This window comes from Lelliottia sp. GFLA7 (assembly GCF_056490165.1).
In genome coordinates, this window is sequence record NZ_JBWLAQ010000001.1 from 24,373 (window position 1) to 42,669 (window position 18,297).

At 52.2% G+C, this 18,297-nt stretch carries 16 protein-coding genes and 1 pseudogene; 8 read left to right on the plus strand and 9 right to left on the minus strand.

Annotation, left to right across the window (positions count from 1 at the left end; translation table 11 throughout):
* Positions 1–32: 32 nt before the first annotated feature.
* The 3 genes from bioD to AC07RN_RS00140 all read right to left on the minus strand — a co-directional run bounded on the left by bioD (position 33) and on the right by AC07RN_RS00140 (position 3,105).
* Entirely contained in the window at positions 33–728 is a 696-nt protein-coding gene (gene bioD / locus AC07RN_RS00130) for a dethiobiotin synthase (protein WP_012017311.1), read from the minus strand.
* 126 nt (positions 729–854) lie between these two features.
* Positions 855–2,078 carry a sugar metabolism global transcriptional regulator Mlc gene (mlc, locus tag AC07RN_RS00135; protein ID WP_012017310.1) on the minus strand — a complete coding sequence of 408 codons (1,224 nt, stop codon included), beginning with the start codon at positions 2,076–2,078 and terminating at the stop codon, positions 855–857.
* A gap of 133 nt (positions 2,079–2,211) precedes the next feature.
* Positions 2,212–3,105, minus strand: a complete 894-nt coding sequence (locus tag AC07RN_RS00140) for a LysR family transcriptional regulator (RefSeq protein WP_478335264.1) — start codon at positions 3,103–3,105, stop codon at positions 2,212–2,214.
* Positions 3,106–3,225: 120 nt separating this feature from the next.
* Here AC07RN_RS00140 and AC07RN_RS00145 point away from each other — a divergent pair, with 120 nt between their 5' ends.
* From AC07RN_RS00145 to AC07RN_RS00165, 5 genes are all read left to right on the plus strand, one after another.
* Entirely contained in the window at positions 3,226–4,479 is a 1,254-nt protein-coding gene (locus AC07RN_RS00145; protein ID WP_012017308.1) for an MFS transporter, read from the plus strand.
* A 73-nt stretch (positions 4,480–4,552) separates the two neighbouring features.
* Positions 4,553–6,037 carry a carboxypeptidase M32 gene (locus tag AC07RN_RS00150; protein WP_012017307.1) on the plus strand — a complete coding sequence of 495 codons (1,485 nt, stop codon included), beginning with the start codon at positions 4,553–4,555 and terminating at the stop codon, positions 6,035–6,037.
* A 149-nt stretch (positions 6,038–6,186) separates the two neighbouring features.
* Positions 6,187–6,585 (plus strand): acid resistance repetitive basic protein Asr, encoded by a 399-nt coding sequence (gene asr / locus AC07RN_RS00155; protein WP_012017306.1) that lies wholly within the window; start codon positions 6,187–6,189, stop codon positions 6,583–6,585.
* A gap of 91 nt (positions 6,586–6,676) precedes the next feature.
* Positions 6,677–6,760, plus strand: coding sequence for a small membrane protein YdgU (ydgU, locus tag AC07RN_RS00160; protein ID WP_150099611.1), 84 nt, complete (start codon positions 6,677–6,679; stop codon positions 6,758–6,760).
* Between the two features lie 101 nt (positions 6,761–6,861).
* Positions 6,862–7,683 carry a trypsin-like serine peptidase gene (locus AC07RN_RS00165; protein WP_012017305.1) on the plus strand — a complete coding sequence of 274 codons (822 nt, stop codon included), beginning with the start codon at positions 6,862–6,864 and terminating at the stop codon, positions 7,681–7,683.
* 1 nt (position 7,684) lies between these two features.
* On the opposite strand, the gene AC07RN_RS00170 is transcribed toward AC07RN_RS00165, so the two are convergent.
* From AC07RN_RS00170 to AC07RN_RS00185, 4 genes are all read right to left on the minus strand, one after another.
* Positions 7,685–9,847: a bifunctional diguanylate cyclase/phosphodiesterase gene (locus AC07RN_RS00170; RefSeq protein WP_478335265.1), complete on the minus strand. Its 2,163-nt coding sequence runs from the start codon at positions 9,845–9,847 to the stop codon at positions 7,685–7,687.
* Between the two features lie 83 nt (positions 9,848–9,930).
* Positions 9,931–10,260 (minus strand): multidrug/spermidine efflux SMR transporter subunit MdtI, encoded by a 330-nt coding sequence (gene mdtI / locus AC07RN_RS00175; RefSeq protein WP_012017303.1) that lies wholly within the window; start codon positions 10,258–10,260, stop codon positions 9,931–9,933.
* A complete protein-coding gene (mdtJ, locus tag AC07RN_RS00180) occupies positions 10,247–10,609 on the minus strand; it encodes a multidrug/spermidine efflux SMR transporter subunit MdtJ (protein ID WP_012017302.1) in 363 nt (120 codons plus the stop codon). The genes mdtI and mdtJ overlap by 14 nt, the downstream gene beginning before the upstream one ends.
* Before the next feature lie 116 nt (positions 10,610–10,725).
* Positions 10,726–10,896 (minus strand): protein YdgV, encoded by a 171-nt coding sequence (locus AC07RN_RS00185; RefSeq protein WP_133632274.1) that lies wholly within the window; start codon positions 10,894–10,896, stop codon positions 10,726–10,728.
* Between the two features lie 133 nt (positions 10,897–11,029).
* On the opposite strand from AC07RN_RS00185, the gene AC07RN_RS00190 reads away from it, so the two are divergent.
* Positions 11,030–12,064, plus strand: a complete 1,035-nt coding sequence (locus AC07RN_RS00190; protein WP_478335266.1) for an AI-2E family transporter — start codon at positions 11,030–11,032, stop codon at positions 12,062–12,064.
* A gap of 41 nt (positions 12,065–12,105) precedes the next feature.
* Here AC07RN_RS00190 and AC07RN_RS00195 read toward each other — a convergent pair whose 3' ends face one another.
* Both AC07RN_RS00195 and umuC read right to left on the minus strand, forming a co-directional pair.
* Complete coding sequence (locus AC07RN_RS00195; protein WP_478335267.1) at positions 12,106–13,035, minus strand: zinc-dependent alcohol dehydrogenase family protein; 930 nt, start codon at positions 13,033–13,035, stop codon at positions 12,106–12,108.
* A 63-nt stretch (positions 13,036–13,098) separates the two neighbouring features.
* Positions 13,099–13,926: pseudogene (umuC, locus tag AC07RN_RS00200) on the minus strand (translesion error-prone DNA polymerase V subunit UmuC); the annotation flags it as partial.
* Between the two features lie 89 nt (positions 13,927–14,015).
* Here umuC and AC07RN_RS00205 point away from each other — a divergent pair.
* Positions 14,016–15,353, plus strand: a complete 1,338-nt coding sequence (locus AC07RN_RS00205) for a tyrosine-type recombinase/integrase (protein WP_186753535.1) — start codon at positions 14,016–14,018, stop codon at positions 15,351–15,353.
* Complete coding sequence (locus AC07RN_RS00210) at positions 15,350–18,283, plus strand: site-specific integrase (RefSeq protein ID WP_478335268.1); 2,934 nt, start codon at positions 15,350–15,352, stop codon at positions 18,281–18,283. Before AC07RN_RS00205 ends, AC07RN_RS00210 begins: the two co-directional genes overlap by 4 nt.
* Positions 18,284–18,297: the final 14 nt, after the last annotated feature.

Sequence of the window (18,297 nt, forward strand, 5' to 3'; positions counted from 1 at the left end):
AACTGCCCGGTTTTTTGATTTCTGAGGACGCGCTATGCCACGACCCGGTCTACCGTTAGGGCGTCATCAAACATCGTGAGATCGATGTAATGAGCCAGATCGCGCTGTTCGGCGCGGGGCAGATAAGGCAGTTCACCCACCAGCGGCCCCGGCAGTTTCTTGCTGAGCACCTCGATGATTTCTGCATAATGCGCAAGGCCAGGATTGATACGGTTAGCCACCCAGCCGACCATCTGCAGGCCGTCGTTCGCGATGGCCTGAGCCGTCAACAACGCGTGGTTAATGCACCCTTCCTGAATCCCCACCACCATCAGCACCGGCAGTTGTTCCTGCACAACCCATTCGGATAAAGGACGCAGATCGTTCATCAGGCTACGCCAGCCGCCCGTGCCTTCCACTACCACATGATCGGCCATCGAACTCAGCTCAGCCAGACCGTTAGACAGTAAGGAATAATTAATAAGACCACTGTGCGCGACGCTACTTTCGTTTTCACTCAGCGCAATGGGATTGATCGCATGATAAGGCAGTTCAAAACTTGAGACGCTTTGCAGCACCAGCGCATCTTTATTGCGTAGGCCTTCTGGCGTCTCTTTACTGCCTTTCGCGACCGGTTTGTACCCCGCCACACTCTTACCACCCGCCGCCAGGGCTTGCAGCAACGCGCGGGAGACCACTGTTTTGCCAACAGAGGTATCGGTACCCGTTACAAAGAAACGCTTAAGCATGACTTACTCCACCGTTATGCTTTGAAAATATAAACCAGGTAAATAATTCAGTGGAGTGAGTCTAAGGTATGCGCGCAGAGTCCAGATTGAGTTAGCGCAAATTTTATGGCATCAGTGAAAAAACAGTTAACCCTGTAACAACCGGATCAATAGCGAGCCGTTATACATCGCATCTTTCACCAGCGCCGCGCCAGCCATGGTGCCTTGATTAGAAAACTGGGTGCTTTCTACCACGATATTTTTGCTGTACGCCGGAAGGGATTGCTGTCGAATACAGTCGGAAATCGCCGGGAACAGAATATCGGCGGCCTGGCTCAGGGGTGAGCCAATCAGGATTTTTTGCGGATTAAAGAGATTCACCATAATGGCCAAAATGCGCCCGACGTTGTTCCCCACGCCGGTAATAATATCTTTTGCCAGCAGATCGCCCTGCCGCGCCGCGCCACACAGCGAATCCATGGTTAAGGGTTGTCCATGCAAAGACGAGCTCATGGACTGGCTCAGGCGCAACTGCGCCAGCTCCATCACACTTTCGACGCTGGCGATAGTTTCCAGACAGCCATGATTACCGCAATAGCAGCGCTTACCGTAAGGGTCAACCTGCGTATGGCCAATCTCCACCAGGCTGCTGCTGCCCGCATGCAGTAACCGTCCATCGGTAATGACCCCTGCGCCCACATTGTGATCGATAACCACCTGAATCACATCACGCGCACCGCGGGACGCGCCAAACAACGCCTCCGCCATCGTCCAGGCGCTGATATCGTGCTGAATATAGACCGGCACGCCCGTATGCGCTTTGAGCACTTCGCCCAGCGGCATGTCTTTCACATCGTCATAAAACGGCATTCGGTGGACAATCCCATTTTCCGTATCAATGATTCCGGGCATGGTGATCGCAATCGCCGTTAAGCGCTCCAGCCTTTGCTGATGACGGATAAAGAATTGATCGATATGAATAACGATACGCTCGAGCAGCGTTTGTTCAGACTGGAGCGGCAGCTCAAGGCGGTCTTCCACCACCATTTTGCTGCTCAAATCACGCAGCGCGAGAAACACTTCGCCACGACTGATTCTGATCGACAGGTAATGCCAGGCTTCTGTTTCCACCACCAGGCCGACCGCAGGACGGCCACGGCTGCCAGGGTCCTGAATTTCGGTTTCCTGCACCAGGTGGGCTTCCAGCATTTCTCGTACAATTTTGGTAATACTGGCAGGCGCCAGTTGAGCCAGACGAGAAAGATCGATACGCGAAACCGGACCAAGCTGATCAATCAGACGGTACACTGCGCCCGCATTGGTCTGCTTAATCTGATCAATATGTCCAGGCTGACTATCAGCAGCAACCACCTCTTACATCCTTATTTTCGCGCTTCGAAATAAACTTTGGGCTATGGTGAAGCACTTGACACGTAGTCGTCAAATATTTACTTAGCCTTGTGATTTACCGCACATTTTTCGCGGGCATTATAGCAAAAATTGCTTACCGGGCCCCCTCAATCAGCTGTTTTTTGAAACGCTGTGCCGCGTTGCTGAGCTCGTGATGTTTTGGCCAAACCAGCCACATTTCCGATACGGCATCCTCTTCAGCTATCGCCACCCAGCGCATTTCACTTAGCTGCACGCGTTTAAACGAGGCGGGCAAAATCGACACTCCTAATCCGGCGGCGACCAAACCGATAATCGTCATCGCCTCACCGACTTCTTGCGTAATCACAGGCGATAACCCGTAACGACGCATCAAACCCAAAATATCATCGTACAAACCGGTCCCGACATGGGGATCGAAAAAAACAAACGGCTCCTGCGCCAGCTCGGCCAGCGTTACTGACGGCTGCGCTGCCAGCGGATGATCCCGCGGGATCATCGCCATTAACGGTTCCCGTAAAATCACCTCCCACGCCAGCGTGTCGGGTAGCTGCGTGTTGCGCATCAGCCCCAGATCCAGCGATCCCTCATTCAGCGGAACAATCTGTTCGCGGGTATTAATCTCGCGGGTCTGGATATGCACATCCGGATAATGGCGACGAAAGGAAGACAGCGTATGCGAAACCGCGCTGATAAACGGGGCTGACGAGGTAAATCCGAGACGCAATTCACCCGTCTCGCCCAGATGTAAACGCTCTGCGCGGGCAGCCGCGTCATTCACCAGACTCAAGACCTGTCGGCTATCTGCAAGAAACTGTTTGCCCGCAGCCGTCAGGCTGACGCTGCGGTTAGTGCGGGCCAGTAATCGCGCCCCCACCTGCTGCTCCAGGATCTGAATCTGCTGACTCAGCGGTGGCTGGGAGATATTTAGCCGCGCCGCCGCACGGCCAAAATGCAGCTCCTCGGCCACGGCAATAAAATAGCGTAAATGGCGCAACTCAATATTCATATGTTTAACGTATCATTTAAGATTATTAATATATTAGACAGAATATTACCAATTTCCTACCCTGATCCTGTGGTCATTCCCATCCCCCGTCATCGCGGGACGTTTTCGCAAGGATTTTACGTGAGTCGTACAACAACCGTTGATATCGCCCCGGCAAGCGACATTGATGATTTACCCGCAGCACCTCAGCCAGCCCAATTTATCAAACGTGGTACAACCTCTTTCATGCGCGTCACGCTGGCGCTCTTCTCGGCAGGACTGGCGACATTTGCCCTGCTGTATTGCGTTCAACCTATTCTGCCCGTGTTATCGCATGAATTTGGCGTGTCGCCTGCCAGCAGCAGTATTTCGCTCTCGATTTCAACCGGCATGCTGGCGGTTGGTTTGCTGTTTACCGGCCCGCTTTCGGACGCTATCGGACGCAAACCGGTAATGGTCACGGCGTTACTGCTGGCCTCTGTGTGCACCCTGCTGTCGACAATGATGACCAGCTGGCACGGGATTCTGGTGATGCGCGCGCTGATTGGACTGTCATTAAGCGGCGTAGCGGCAGTTGGCATGACCTATTTGAGTGAGGAAATTCACCCCAGTTTTGTCGCCTTTTCGATGGGCTTGTACATTAGCGGGAATTCGATTGGTGGCATGAGCGGCCGCCTGCTCAGCGGTGTTTTCACCGATCTCTTTAACTGGCGCATCGCGCTGGCGGTGATTGGCTGCTTCGCCCTCGCCGCCGCACTTATGTTCTGGCGAATTTTGCCGGAATCACGTCATTTTCGTCCCACGTCGCTGCGACCCAAAACGCTGCTGATCAATTTCCGCCTGCACTGGCGCGATAAAGGTTTGCCGCGCCTGTTCCTGACCGGCTTCCTGTTAATGGGTTCGTTCGTCACGCTGTTTAACTATATTGGCTATCGCCTGATGCTCTCGCCGTGGCATTTGAGCCAGGCGTTTGTCGGCTTGCTGTCCGTGGCGTATCTCACCGGTACCTGGAGTTCGCCCAAAGCGGGTGCAATGACCGCGCGTTTCGGGCGCGGCCCGGTCATGCTGACGTCTATTGGCGTCATGCTAGTGGGATTGCTGATGACGTTGCTCTCATCTTTATGGCTGATTTTCGCCGGAATGCTGCTGTTCTCCGCCGGTTTTTTTGCGGCGCATTCGGTCGCCAGTAGCTGGATTGGCCCGCGCGCGCGTCGCGCGAAAGGCCAGGCCTCTTCGCTGTATCTCTTCAGCTATTATCTGGGTTCAAGCATCGCCGGGACGCTCGGCGGCGTCTTCTGGCACCGTTACGGCTGGAATGGCGTCGGTGGATTTATCGCGTTGATGCTCTGCGCCGCGCTGTTGGTGGGGATGAGTCTGCATAAACGTCTGCATTAACGTTGAATAACCTCGTGTTTCAGTCGGTCGGATGCTACTTTTTGTGATTGCCCGATTCAGACACGAGGACTTCATGAACAACAATAACTATCAACAACTCACCCGCACGTTCCAGCGTCTCTCCCGCTTCTCGCACCTTTCCTCCATCGCCAGCTGGGATATGTTCGCCATGATGCCGCCGGGCGGCAGCCAGGCACGAGGTGAAGCGCTGGCCGAGATGAGCGTATTGCAGCATCAGATCCTCACCGATAAGAAAGTCGGTGAATGGCTGGCGTCTGCTGAAAGCGAAGATTTAAATGACGTCGAACAAGCCAATCTGCGCGAGATGACACGTCTCTTCCAGCAAGCGTCTTTACTGCCGGAGTCGCTGGTTGAAGCCAAATCGCTGGCGGGGAGCAAATGTGAACACGCCTGGCGTACGCAGCGTCCGGCCAACGACTGGCAGGGTTTTTCCGCCAATCTCAAAGAGGTCGTCAAACTCAGCCGTGAAGAGGCGCGCCTGCGTGCCGAAGCGAAAGGCTGCACCCCTTATGATGCCCTGCTAGACATCTTTGAGCCGGATATGACCAGTGCCCGCCTTGACAGTGTATTTGGTGATTTGAAATCCTGGCTCCCGGATTTGCTCGCCCGCGTGGTGGAAAAACAGGCGCAACAATCGTTTGTTCCGCCGCAAGGGCCTTTCCCAACCGCCGTTCAGCGTGAACTCGGTCTGGAAGCCATGCAAATGCTGGGCTTTGATTTCAATGCGGGCCGTCTTGATGTGAGTGCGCATCCGTTCTGCGGTGGCGTCCCTGAAGATGTCCGCATCACGACGCGTTACGACGAAAACGAACTGCTGAGCGCGCTGTTTGGCGTGGTGCATGAAACCGGTCATGCGCGTTATGAGCAAAATCTGCCGCGCAACTGGCTCGGGCAGCCCGTCGCTTTGGCACGTTCGACGGCTATTCACGAATCACAAAGCCTGTTCTTTGAGATGCAGCTCGGGCGCAGCAACGCTTTCCTGAAACACCTGCTCCCAGCTGTTCACGCGCGTTTTGGCAGCCAGGCCGCCTTCAGTGAAGAGAACTTTATCGCCTGGAACCAGCGCGTGAAGCCGGGCTACATCCGCGTCGATGCGGACGAAGTGAGCTATCCGGCGCACGTCGTGCTGCGCTACGAAATCGAACGCTCGCTGATTAACGGTGAAATTGAAGTGGAAGATATCCCGGCGCTGTGGGATGAAAAAATGCAGTCATGGCTCGGTCTGTCGACCAAAGACAACTACCGTAATGGCTGTATGCAGGACATCCACTGGACCGACGGCGGCTTTGGCTACTTCCCGTCGTACACGCTGGGGGCGATGTATGCCGCACAGCTGTTTAGCGCGGCCAAAAACGCACTGCCAGGGCTGGAGGCATCTATTGCAGGTGGCGATTTCTCTGCGCTGTTTGACTGGCTGCGCCAGAATATCTGGCAGCACGGCAGCCGCTTTACCACCTCGCAGCTCATTGAGCAGGCAACCGGTGAAGATCTGAATAGCCGTTATTTCCGTGAACATCTCACCTCCCGCTATCTGTAATACCCCGCGCCGGGGCTAGTCCCTGGCGTTGTACATTACGTTACACGCCGAAACCAATGACTCACGGAAGCCTCGACCCCAAATGGATATAGTTATTTCAACGGCCCCGCAGTGGGGTTAAATGAAAAACCAAATTCGAGGGTATGAGAATGAAAAAAGTATTAGCTCTGGTTGTTGCCGCTGCTATGGGTCTGTCTTCTGCTGCGTTTGCTGCTGAAACCACAACGTCTTCCGCTGCACCTGCTACCGCAACGGCGACCACCACTAAAGCCGCACCAGCGAAAACTGTGCACCACAAAAAACACAAAAAAGCGGTTGAGCAGAAAGCTCAGGCTGCTAAAAAACACCACAAAAAAGCAGTGAAAAAACAAGAAGCTGCTCCGGCAACGACCACTGCTCCTGTTGAGCAGAAAGCCCAGGCTGCGAAAAAACACCACAAAGCCGCTGCTAAACCTGCCGTAGCGCAGAAAGCGCAAGCCGCTAAAAAGCATCACAAAAAAGCAGTGAAACACGAAGCGGCTAAACCTGCTGCTCAGCCAGCTGCGTAAGCGTTCGAGCTAAATCGCGCCCCTCGGGGCGCGTTGTAGACCGGCGCTGAATCGGAATTGGATCAGCGCCGTTTTTATTTCCGGAGGCCGTATGCTGCGACGCTATCGGTTTGAGTTCATTCTTATCACGCTTATTTTATGCGCGCTCATCACCTGTCGGTTTTATCTTTCCTGAATGTAGCACGCTGATTTTACTCCCACTTTCTCGCCGTCCCGTCTATAGTATTTTAATAGGGTTCACTTTTAATAATCATAATTACCCCACCAGAGTGTGATATGCGGAAAATAGTTGTGTGCTTACTGGGAACGTTCTGCCTCTTTTCTGGTTTTAGCCATGCGGATGACGGCGACGACGACGCGGTGAACGCGAAAGAGATCAAAACGCTTTTTTTTGGTCATGATGACCGTACGCGTGTCGCCGATCCGACTGAATCACCCTGGGATGCCATTGGGCAACTGGAAACCGCGAGCGGTAACTTATGCACCGCAACCTTGATCTCCCCTCATCTGGCGCTGACCGCCGGACACTGTCTGCTTATTCCGCCGAAAGGCAAACCAGATAAAGTCGTTGCGCTGCGTTTTGTCTCCAAAAAAGGCGTCTGGCGTTATGACATTCATGGCGTGGAAGGTCGCGTCGAACCGTCGCTGGGTAAACGCTTAAAGCCCGACGGCGATGGCTGGATTGTTCCCCCGTCAGCCGCGGAGTGGGATTTTGGATTAGTTATTTTGCGCTATCCGCCGTCCGGTATCACGCCACTGCCGTTATTTGACGGCGATAAAGCCGCGCTGACCGAGGCGCTAAAAGCCGCCGAACGCAAAGTCACCCAGTCCGGTTATCCGGTCGATCATCTGGATTCGCTCTATACGCACACCGATTGTATCGTCACTGGTTGGGCGCAAACCAGCGTGTTATCGCATCAATGCGACACGCTACCGGGCGACAGCGGTTCACCGTTGATGTTGAAAACCGATAAAGGCTGGCAATTGATTGGCGTGCAGAGTTCGGCTCCGGCGGCCAAAGATCGCTGGCGCGCGGATAACCGTGCGTTATCGGTGACCGGTTTTCGCGACAAACTGGAAACCTTGTCGCAGGAATAACTCAGCAGTATCTGACTTTACGTAATTCAATAATCGCCTCGATGGGCATCGGCCGACTGAACCAGAATCCCTGCAGTTGGTCACAGCCCGCGAGGCGCAGCAGTTTCATCTGCTTTTCGTTTTCCACCCCCTCGGCAACCACCGCCATGCCCAATGCGCTCGCTATGCGCACCGTTCCGCTGACCAGGGCGATCGCCTGCTCGTCGTTATCCACCAGCCCGGCCAGGGATTTGTCGATTTTGATGGTATCGAAATTAAAGCGGCGCAAATATCCAATGCTGGAATAGCCCGTTCCAAAATCATCCAGCGCGACGGCGGTTCCCAATGCTTTCAAATTGGCGATGGCGGCGCGGGCGCGTTCAGGATTTTCCAGAACGTAAGTTTCGGTGACCTCAAGCTGTAGCCGATTTGCCGGAAAACGGGTCATCTCAATGACTTTCGCGACCTTTTCTTCAAACTCGGGATCGCGAAATTGAGCGGGAGAAATATTGACTGACAGTTTCAGATCGCTGAACGGCTCAAGGTCATGACAAGCGCGGCGCAGCACGAACTGGCCCAGGCTATAAATCAGCCCGCTGGTTTCAGCAATGCTGATAAATTCATCCGGTGTTAGCTCGCCCGCGGGACGACGCGGCCAACGCACCAGCGCTTCAACGCTGGTCATTTTCTGGCTGCGTGCGTCAATAATCGGCTGATACCAGACATCAAATTCATCACGTTCCATGCCGTCGCGAATTTCGTTTTCTATCGCCAGTTGCCGCTCGCGGGCGCTGTTCAGCTCGGCATCATACTGTGTGATGCGACCTTTTCCGGTGATTTTGGAGTGGTACATCGCAATGTCTGCCCGGCGGAATAATTCCGAGCTGGTACAGTCGATCAGCGTGCCGCTGGCGAGCCCAATACTGGCGCTGATATGGAGGGTGCGTTCACCAATGCGTACCGGCGCATCCAGGAACGCCAGAACATCGTTTGCAAAGGTCAAGGCCTGCGCCTGGGAGTGGTCGCCGCCAATGGTCATCGCGAATTCGTCGCCGCCCATTCGGGCCAGCATGCCGCCCTGCGGCACCCTCTCGCGCAGCGCCTTTGCCAGCAGAATAATGAGCTCATCGCCCACGTCATGACCGTAAATATCATTCACATCCTTAAAGCCGTCCAGATCGATGAAGACCACTGTTTTCACGTCGATATCGCCGCGCAAACTCACCCGTTCCAGCTCTTCGATCAACGCGCGTCGATTCGGCAGATGACTCAGCCAGTCGGTACGCGCTACGCGTCTGGCCTGGCTTTCGCCCCGGGCGAGTTTGTACAGCCCCACGCTGCTCACCAGAATAAACAGCAAAATCAGCGCCGAGGCCAGAACAACGATTTGGGTGATTTGGTTGGATGCCGCACTTGCCGCCTGCGCACCGGGCCGCTGCGGCTGCCAGTTGAGGTAACCCAGAATTTCGCCCGCCGAACTTTTTAGCGGAATGCTGGATTCGCTGGTGTGATCCCGGGTGAAATGCAGGTTTTCAATCTGGAAGGTATTGCCCAGATCGCTCAGGATCTGCGGGTTGATATGACGCGTAATCACCAGATAACGGCGGACGTCATTCTTCACCTGCAAGCGTCCCACCATGGGACGAATCAGCCCAATCCCGACAAAGGCGACACCCTGACGCGTGCGGGTGATCCCGGCATAAATCGTCGTTTCGGCCTGCAATGCCTTTGCGTTTTCACGGATCAACGCTTTCAGACCGTATCCAAAAAAGTCGAGGTTGGTTTCTTTAAACGGCTGACTCTTAAATGAGCCCCACATGACATGAAAATGCTCGTCGAGCACGAAGGTTCCGTCGTACAGGTTATTGATTTTAAAGCCTGCTCCCCAGGTGTTATACAGCCAGTCGGTATTTAACACCGGCGGATACACTTCCCGCACCGCGTCATCCCAGACGGCATTATCAATCACCAGCGACCAGACGCGGTTCGCCGACGTCTGGATCGCACCCTGAACGGAGAGCGCAGAGCGGTGTTCATCTATCTCATTGGTTTTAGTGCTGATCAGGTGCAGCGAAAGGTAAAGCAGCGCGACAACGGAAACGACCAAACCGATCCCTGCCATAAAAATCATGACAAACAGGGTTTTTGCGGAAGGAATATTGCGCCAGCTTAGGGGGTTATACATTCGCGGCTCTCTTGAAAGGGCGTATTTCTAAGCGTAATACAGCGCACGAATTTCGCTGCCCGTAAATGCAGGCAGCGATCACATCAGGCCAGTTTTATCATTACCATACCTGCCAGTAGCAGAACCAGACCAATCCAGCCTTTGCGATTGAGCCGCTGGCCGAACAGAACCCAACCCGCTGCCAGCGTGGCGGCGATACCGAAACCACCCCACAGCGCGTAGGCGACCGACAGATCGATCCCTTTTACCGCCTGAGAAAGTGCGCTAAATGCGCCTAATACTGCCGCGATGGACAGCAAACCGAACCATTTTCGGCGAAAACCATCAGAAAATTTCAGGAACACGTTGGCGATAATTTCCAGCACGATGGCGAACGCCAGCCAGGCTGCATGAATCCATTCAAACTGTTGCATGGGCCTGCTCCTTCGGCTGTTTTGTCGGTTTGCGCGTGCCTGATTTAATCAGCACAATACCCACCACCAGCGTTGCCAGACCTGCAATTTTCATTGTTGACAGGGCTTCATCAAATAACATTACGCTAAACAGCGTAATCAACAGAATACCGATACCCTCCCACAACGCATACGCCACGCCGAGCGCGATTTTTTTTACCGCAAACGACAGGAAAATATACGAAAGGGAAATCATCACCAGCATTAAAATAAAGCCAGTATTGTCATCACTAATACTTGCCCACTTCATCGACAAAGTACCCGTAATTTCAGCCACGATGGCCAAGGCTAATAGTATCCAGTAAAACATGGTCTTCTCCTGCTTGAGAATATAATCCATTGCAGCTTGTCGAAAACGACAAACCCAAAAAAATGAAATACGTCAGATAGCTAAACGCGTGGCGTTAGCTCAGGCAGAAGGCAGGACTATAGCGCGTTGCGCCAGTGTTGCTCACCGGACAGCAGGCAGAGAGAGGTTGAGAAAATAGCGGTGTTATTTGAAAAGTACGTCCTGAACAGATTGTCCATAATATTACAATTATCCGCGGTATTGCTTCTCGTCATTGCGGATGAAAATTGTCCTCGGTAGTTAAACACGCCTGATTTGTACCACAAGCTAAGAATTAACTCAAAAATTTTTCATTTCTTTACCCTGCTTGTTTAACTTACATTCGCATATTAATGGCGCATCGCTATTATTATAAAAAAAAGGATTAGAGCAGGAACTCACATGGCTAAGCCCATCATTACTCTGAACGGATTAAAAATCGTCATTATGCTTGGAATGCTGGTGATCATTCTCACCGGTATCCGCTTTGCCGCCGATATCATCGTGCCTTTCATTTTGGCGCTGTTTATCGCGGTGATCCTTAACCCCTTAGTGCAGCGAATGGTCCGCTGGCGCATACCGCGGGTGCTGGCGATCTCGCTGCTCATCACCATTATCATCATGGCGATGGCGCTGCTGGTGACCTACCTCGGAACATCTTTGAACGAGCTGGCGCGAACGCTGCCGCAGTACCGTTCAAAACTGGTGATTCCGTTGCAGCAGTTGGAACCCTGGCTGCAGCGAGCGGGTATTGAGGTGTCCGTTGAGGAGCTGCTGAAGTATGTCGATCCGAATGCGGCGATGACGCTGGTGACGGGTCTTCTGGCGCAGCTTTCCAGCGCCATGACCTCCATTTTCCTGCTGCTGCTGACCGTTGTGTTTATGCTGGTCGAGGTGCCGCAACTGCCGGTCAAACTGCAGCAGATGATGGTGCGACCGGTTGAGGGCATGGGCGCGATTCAACGCGCGCTGGACAGCGTGTCGCGCTATCTGGTACTCAAAACCGCGATCAGTATTGTGACGGGGCTGGTGGCGTGGGCCATGCTTGCCGCACTGGATGTGCGCTTTGCGTTTGTGTGGGGCTTGCTGGCCTTCGCACTCAACTATATTCCCAATATCGGCTCGGTGCTGGCCGCAATCCCCCCGATTGCTCAGGTGCTGGTCTTTAGCGGTTTTTACGATGCGTTGATCGTCCTGGCGGGCTATCTGATTATTAATCTGGTCTTCGGTAACATTCTGGAGCCAAGAATGATGGGACGCGGGCTTGGACTTTCCACGCTGGTGGTCTTTTTATCACTGATTTTCTGGGGATGGTTGCTCGGCCCGGTGGGCATGCTGCTCTCTGTTCCGCTGACGATTATTGTTAAAATCGGTCTGGAACAGACCGACGGAGGACAAACTATCGCCGTGTTGCTGAGCGATATGAGCCACCGATAAGTTTTCGCGACAGCTCTCTCTCACGAGAGGGCTGGAACGCGTTAGTCGGGCATCGCGAACATGGGCTTAGCAAGCCGTCCTGCCTGGCGATAATTCGCCAGCGCCGATCGCCACTCAGCCAGCGGAAACAACGTCACGTCGCCATAGCAACTTGCCTGCAGTTTCGGCCAGATTTCGCAAAATTCAGCCTGCCATTGATCTACGCTTAATGCATCCAGATAGTTTCGAATATGGAACCACCGCACCTGCGGCTGCTGCCTGAACGGCTGACCCGAAAGCAAACCGTAGCAGACAAAAAGCCCTGTCTCAGGCATCGCATCCAGAATCCTGTCCGCTAACCTGCCACCCGTGGCGTCGTACACAATTTCTGCCCGTGCAGCAATAGCGCTAATGGCCGCCGTATCCTGCTGCGAAACGGGAATAATACCCATCGCCCGCAGCCTTTCGCCATGCGCAGGAGAACGGTGAATCCCATACACCGCGTCAGCGCCCGCGTTGATCGCCCATTGCCCGAGCAGCGCGGCGCAGTCGGACCCGGCCGCCGTCAGCACGATCCGCTTTCCCTGGGGAGAGTAAAGATTGAGCATCATTTGGGCAGCCAGCGGGTTGATGTACGCGCGAGCCGCCAGCGTTGAGTCGATGTCGTCCGGCACGGGGATCGCCAGCGCCGCAGGGCAATCCACAATGTTTTGCCAGGTACCCTGCCCGCGTAACGGCAGCACGCGCTCCCCGAGTAAATGTTGTGGCCCATCCGTTACCACGCCGACCCCTTCGTAACCTGCCACCGCAGGCAGCGGCGTCCGATGACGGTAGGCGCCCGTCATGGGAATGAGATCCGACGCATTCACCGGGGAAAAGAGCATTTGCACGCGGATCTGCCCGGCAGGCAGCGGTTCGGGTGATCTCCGTTCGATTTGCAGAACGGATTCAGGCTCACCAAAGGCGCGATACCCTAAAGCAGAATGATTCATTATCGGATGCCTGGATAGGTTTCATCAGCAAAGCTTACTGTCATGTTCCCTGAGCGGAAATGATTATTTCGCCACAGGTAAATCCGCGTATCGCGTCGTATAGGCCGGAGAGAGCATTTCCCGTTTCATCGCCCAGCTTTTTTGAATACCCTGCCCGGCAAACCATATCGTCCCACGCCCTGAGACATTCAGCTTGTCAATGGTCTGCATCAACGTCTGGCTGTCGGGTCGCGGCGGATATTCATCAAACAAATTGAGCTGCGCGACGCCCTGGCTGAAAAAATCACTCAGCATGATGCCCGCTTTCATGTAGCGGAAACCGTCTTTCCAGATCCTGTCCAGCGCCTGGCTGGCGACGCGAATGATATCGCGGGTATCGTTTGACGGGATCGCCAGACGACCGCTGGCCTGCGGGCCATAAAACACGTCGTTTTCGGCGTGCGGACTGGTGCGCATAAATACGCTAATGGCGCAGCAGTACTGTCGTTCCGCTCTAAGTTTCTCGGCGGCCCGTTCGGCGTAAGCACAAATGGCCTGCTGCATCTCCTGATATTCCGTAATGCGATGACCAAACGAGCGGCTGCAAATAATCTGCTGCTTCGTCGGCACGCACTCATCCATTTCGAGGCACGGCTCGCCCCGGAGTTCACGCACGGAACGCTCCAGCACAACGTTGAAGTGTTTGCGGATAACCCAGGTTGAGCTGTCGGCCAGTTGCAACGCCGTTTCAATGCCCATCATAGTGAGCGTTTTAGCAATCCGTCGCCCCACGCCCCACACTTCTCCGACAGGCATCCGGGTCAGCAGTTTTCGCTGGCGTTCGCTGTCAGACAAGTCAACCACGCCACCGAGCTGGGGCCATTTTTTCGCGGCAAAATTAGCGGCTTTTGCTGTGTAACACTGCTGTTCTACACTCAATCAAAAATCCAGTTACATCAGTACATCTGCCATATGCTGCCAGCATTAGAGGAGAGGTATATATGTTTCGGTTACGTCGCGGTAGCGGTGATTTTCTCTTTCATGTGACAGATTCTCAAGGGTTGCCACATTTATCGTTGACGGTTTATGCATGTCGAGCCGACAGGTACCATTCACCAGCCACATTTAAGGCTTATCTCAGGCATCTTCTGGCATTTTTTTCCTGGGCTGGACAGGATGAAACAGTGAAGCGACAGCATTGGGATTTGCTGGGCAACAGTAGTCAGGTCCGTGCTGTACTCGAACATTTCCTGACAACCCAGCTGCACTGTACTCTGTTTTTCGCCCGCGATCTGTCAGGAGGAGATATTCGCAAGGTGCAGGTTACTTGGGGAAAAGCCCACCGGATAAATCATCTGTTAGCTGCGCTGCGATCTTTTTATCAGTTACTCATCTCGATGCAGCTGTATCCCCATCCTCACCCTCTTGATTTACCCCAAGCCAAAAATATGATTGCCGAAATCCGGCAGCAGTATTTTGATGACTTTGTGAGAATAAATCAGCGACCGCCGATGCCACCAGACAGTGGCATTGACCATTGGCGTCCTCTCAGACTGACTTCTTCGTATTACAGAATTAAAGATAATCAATGGATTCCTGAGTATCTGGACGATCCGGAACTTATGGGGCATGTACTGGCCTCAGGCGAACAGGGCGGCTGGAACCTACAGGATATAGCGCTCGTGAGAATACTATTCGATACGGGCTGCAGAATACATGAGGCCTGTGCGCTGACCATGCATGGCTGGAAGGTCAGCGGTTTTCGCAACATGTTCATGTCGCTAAGTAAAGGCAGTCGTGGGAAGCGGGTCAAGAATATTATCATCACGGATAAAACGCTGAAGGTGCTGCTGCGCTATATCAGAAATGACAGGCCTGATCTGCTGCCATATATCAACGGGCGCACCACTTTGCCTCCCGAAAATGTTCACCGGCTTCCTCTCTTCTGTACAAAAAGAGGTCATCCACTGACACCGGACAACTTTAGACGTTACCGGTGGACGCCTGTGCTGGCCGCTGCCGGGCTTAAGATACGCACGCACCAGGTTCGACACTGGTTTGTCACGATGGCGCTGAACGAGATCCACCGTAGCGCCGTTTCAGAGGCTGATCTTCTGCAGAAACGCAGCGCCCTGCAGGTATTAATGGGATGGAGATCCGATATGTTGCCAGCTTATGATCAAGCCCGACAGCGTCATGATTTGCCATTGCTGGCAAGTGCAATACACACCTACATCGAAGACAAGCAGTTGGAGGCTCAAGCTGCTTGTGATGTGCCCGATGACAAGGAAAGTCAGGGCTCGCTGATGCTGAAAGAAATGTTGGAGGGGAAACTATGAGCATTGATACTCAACCTGTTGCACGGCGCCGTCATACATTATTTTTTGAACTTACTCAGCGTGAAGAACGGGGAAACTGGTTCAGGATTGAAGATTTACCGGGCACCCGTACCGGACGGCCTGCACTGAAAAGAGCGTTGATGCCTTACATTGAGAATGTTATGGCTCAGCTGCTTGGTACTACGCCCATGTGCGATAAGACGTTTCTAAGATGGGAGCAGCAATATCTGACATTTGATTTTTTCATCCGATGCAGCAGATATGCACTGGAGATTAAATACCGATATATTATTTATTGCATTGAGGATGGGCTCAGAAACAACTATGAAGAGTATATATTAAAAATAAGGCAGCAGTGTTGTGCTGCAGATAAAGATATTTTCAGCATCGTTGAGAAAATTAAGTTCAAGGAGCCTATAGCCAAACCAGCTGCACTCTCTGGCTCTATTTTACGCCTGCCTCTGGATGAGCGTGAAAAGGTTGTTTATAAATTATACGACTTTTATAAAGCGCAGGCTGAACCCTTTAAAACTTCAGAAATATCAGATCAATTCGGCATAGATTTACATATCATATCTAGGTATGGACGTTGTTACATTAGCGAACTGGCTGATCTGCTTCTTGACGAAGATGTTTCTGATGATTTGGCCTACTTTGAATGGAACAGAACGGTAACGACCTTCAAGTACTCACTGCAAAATACAGCAAGAGCAAAAGAGATTGGCGAGAAAAAAGTGGCTCTTGCCATTGATTATTTAAGTCGAAATCAACGTGAAGTGACATATTCAGAAATAACCACCATAGTCTGCCTTGACCATCGGCTAGTTAAAAGAGCGGTGGATCAATGGGAAAAGCGCACTGATAAAAAATTGGTGAAAAAAGATGCCTGGAAAACAATCTCTCTGGATGAGCTGATCGCCACACTCGACCCGGTTCTTCATACAATACCGCTGACGTTTCTGGATTCGCCTGCAACAGGTAAACCAATGACCAATGCGCAGATACGTATGATTTACGAGATTAAGCAACCGAGGCTGAGAAACACGGCATTTTTTATCATGGCGACTTGTTACAGTAACAGAAGAAATGACATTACTTTTTTTTATTACATGCCCAGGTTTCTTAACGCAACTGGCCTGGATGACATAGACCAGTTTGACTGTGAGACCTTTTTCAAAGCGTATCATCAAGGTGACCTTATCCCGGAAGACAACATAGGGCAGCGGGCTAGAATAATTCAGACGTATTTTCGGTTACTCGTTAAACAAGCAGATTACTTCAGCAAACTTAACGCAGACCAGCGAGAAAAATTTACCCCCTTTGCACTACCGCGCGTGTCCGACGATTTATTCTGGAAAAAATCCACCCTACACAGAGCTGTCTCACAGGAACAAAAAAACAAAAGAAAGTCTAAAACAGCCGTCCTGCACCAGAAGTTTTATTTTCTTCGCGATTTTGTGGAAAGAAGAAAGTTGCAGATCAACAGGCTACATCAGGAGATACAAAAGGCGTTTAAGCAATTTGAAAAGTCGGGGAAAAAGACACCGCTGGTTTTTGAGTATACAGAGTCTGTTGTCATGGAAAACAGAGGCGAACAGGCATATACGCACAGGTTTAAAGTCTGGGACGCAAAACTATTGAGGCAGGCACATGAGCAGGTCGCTGAAGTCGGAATCTATCGATTTCATGATGCTAATCCGCATCATACTATTCACGACTCGGATGTAAAATTCACTACTTATGAGGGAAGCTACGATAAATATCACAAGCCCGTTGAAGGGTTGTGGTTCGCTGAACTGATCACGCTTGCCGCGTTCACGGGCACTCCTTCGGCTGAAATCACTGACCGATACGGGGTATCTAAGACGTCTTTTCAGGGTCCTATCACCACTCCTTACGGATTTACAGCCAGCCGGTGGCAATACCTGTTGAGTAAAGATTTGGGGCTGATATTTATTCCTGTTGAAATTTTGATGGTCGATGCTTTGTTGGCGCATTCTGTTGTACAGATCATGTCAAAGACAGGGGCCAGGGCACATGAGTTTTTGCAGATAAGGTTAGTCCCAGAGCATCTTTATCGGATCAATCTGGCAGAAAATAAAGAGTGCATTTTATTTAACGCGGTTCCCAAAGGGAGATTAAAAGAGGAGCCTTTTTATATTGATAATAAGTGCATGGAAAGTCTTTATGAATGGTGGGGTTACCAAAGAAGTAGAGCACAGGCTTTTCCCGTGATTAAAGCAGCAGCATGCCTGGGACCAAAATTAAAACCTGCGAGTTACCTCTGGCAAAACGATGAAAAACATTTTACACAGAAAGACATTAACGGCGCGCTTTCCGTTATGCTCCATGGGCTTTCATTGAAAACACCTGACGGGCAATCTATAAAAGTCACTAGCCATCTGCTCAGACATAGTTTTGCAACAGAAATGCGTACACTGAATACGCCACTGGACGTACTAGCTTTGTTGATGAAGCAAAAAGATGTCAACGTTACCGAATATTATGCCAGGCATACGCCTTCTCAGTTGGTCGAACTGCAACAGCAAATTTTCACTCAGCGACATGACTTTTCCAGGCAACATATCCGCACGAAAGGCGATATTGCTCAGCAATTGACAGAGGCTGTCGGTAAGGTTGGAGCACTGATCCCTGTTACGGGCGGATGTTGTACGATTGCGAATGCGTGCCCGGCCAAGTTTGCTTGTATTGGCTGTGCAGGGAATGCTCCCGATCCCGCCAGACGCGATGACGTCCTTGTATACAGAGACGCCTGGGTAAAGATGGCTGAACTGGCCGGGCAGCAGAATTTGCCGGCGGAAAAGAGAAAAGCTCACGAAATTATAGGCAGCTGCGACGACATGCTGGAAGAAATGGATTTGATTGAGCAGGTCGATACCATCAGGCGTAACCTGCAGTCCTCATCCTGACCCACAAGAGGTTG

Bases quoted from the DNA above. Each gene is read 5' to 3' on its own strand.
- mdtJ (WP_012017302.1), bottom strand. From the start codon at position 10,609: ATGTTTTACTGGATACTATTAGCCTTGGCCATCGTGGCTGAAATTACG.
- AC07RN_RS00150 (WP_012017307.1), top strand. From the start codon at position 4,553: ATGAACAACAATAACTATCAACAACTCACCCGCACGTTCCAGCGTCTC.
- AC07RN_RS00210 (WP_478335268.1), top strand. From the start codon at position 15,350: ATGAGCATTGATACTCAACCTGTTGCACGGCGCCGTCATACATTATTT.
- AC07RN_RS00170 (WP_478335265.1), bottom strand. From the start codon at position 9,847: ATGTATAACCCCCTAAGCTGGCGCAATATTCCTTCCGCAAAAACCCTG.
- mdtI (WP_012017303.1), bottom strand. From the start codon at position 10,260: ATGCAACAGTTTGAATGGATTCATGCAGCCTGGCTGGCGTTCGCCATC.
- AC07RN_RS00205 (WP_186753535.1), top strand. From the start codon at position 14,016: ATGTTTCGGTTACGTCGCGGTAGCGGTGATTTTCTCTTTCATGTGACA.
- AC07RN_RS00140 (WP_478335264.1), bottom strand. From the start codon at position 3,105: ATGAATATTGAGTTGCGCCATTTACGCTATTTTATTGCCGTGGCCGAG.
- AC07RN_RS00165 (WP_012017305.1), top strand. From the start codon at position 6,862: ATGCGGAAAATAGTTGTGTGCTTACTGGGAACGTTCTGCCTCTTTTCT.
- ydgU (WP_150099611.1), top strand. From the start codon at position 6,677: ATGCTGCGACGCTATCGGTTTGAGTTCATTCTTATCACGCTTATTTTA.
- asr (WP_012017306.1), top strand. From the start codon at position 6,187: ATGAAAAAAGTATTAGCTCTGGTTGTTGCCGCTGCTATGGGTCTGTCT.
- AC07RN_RS00190 (WP_478335266.1), top strand. From the start codon at position 11,030: ATGGCTAAGCCCATCATTACTCTGAACGGATTAAAAATCGTCATTATG.
- bioD (WP_012017311.1), bottom strand. From the start codon at position 728: ATGCTTAAGCGTTTCTTTGTAACGGGTACCGATACCTCTGTTGGCAAA.
- AC07RN_RS00195 (WP_478335267.1), bottom strand. From the start codon at position 13,035: ATGAATCATTCTGCTTTAGGGTATCGCGCCTTTGGTGAGCCTGAATCC.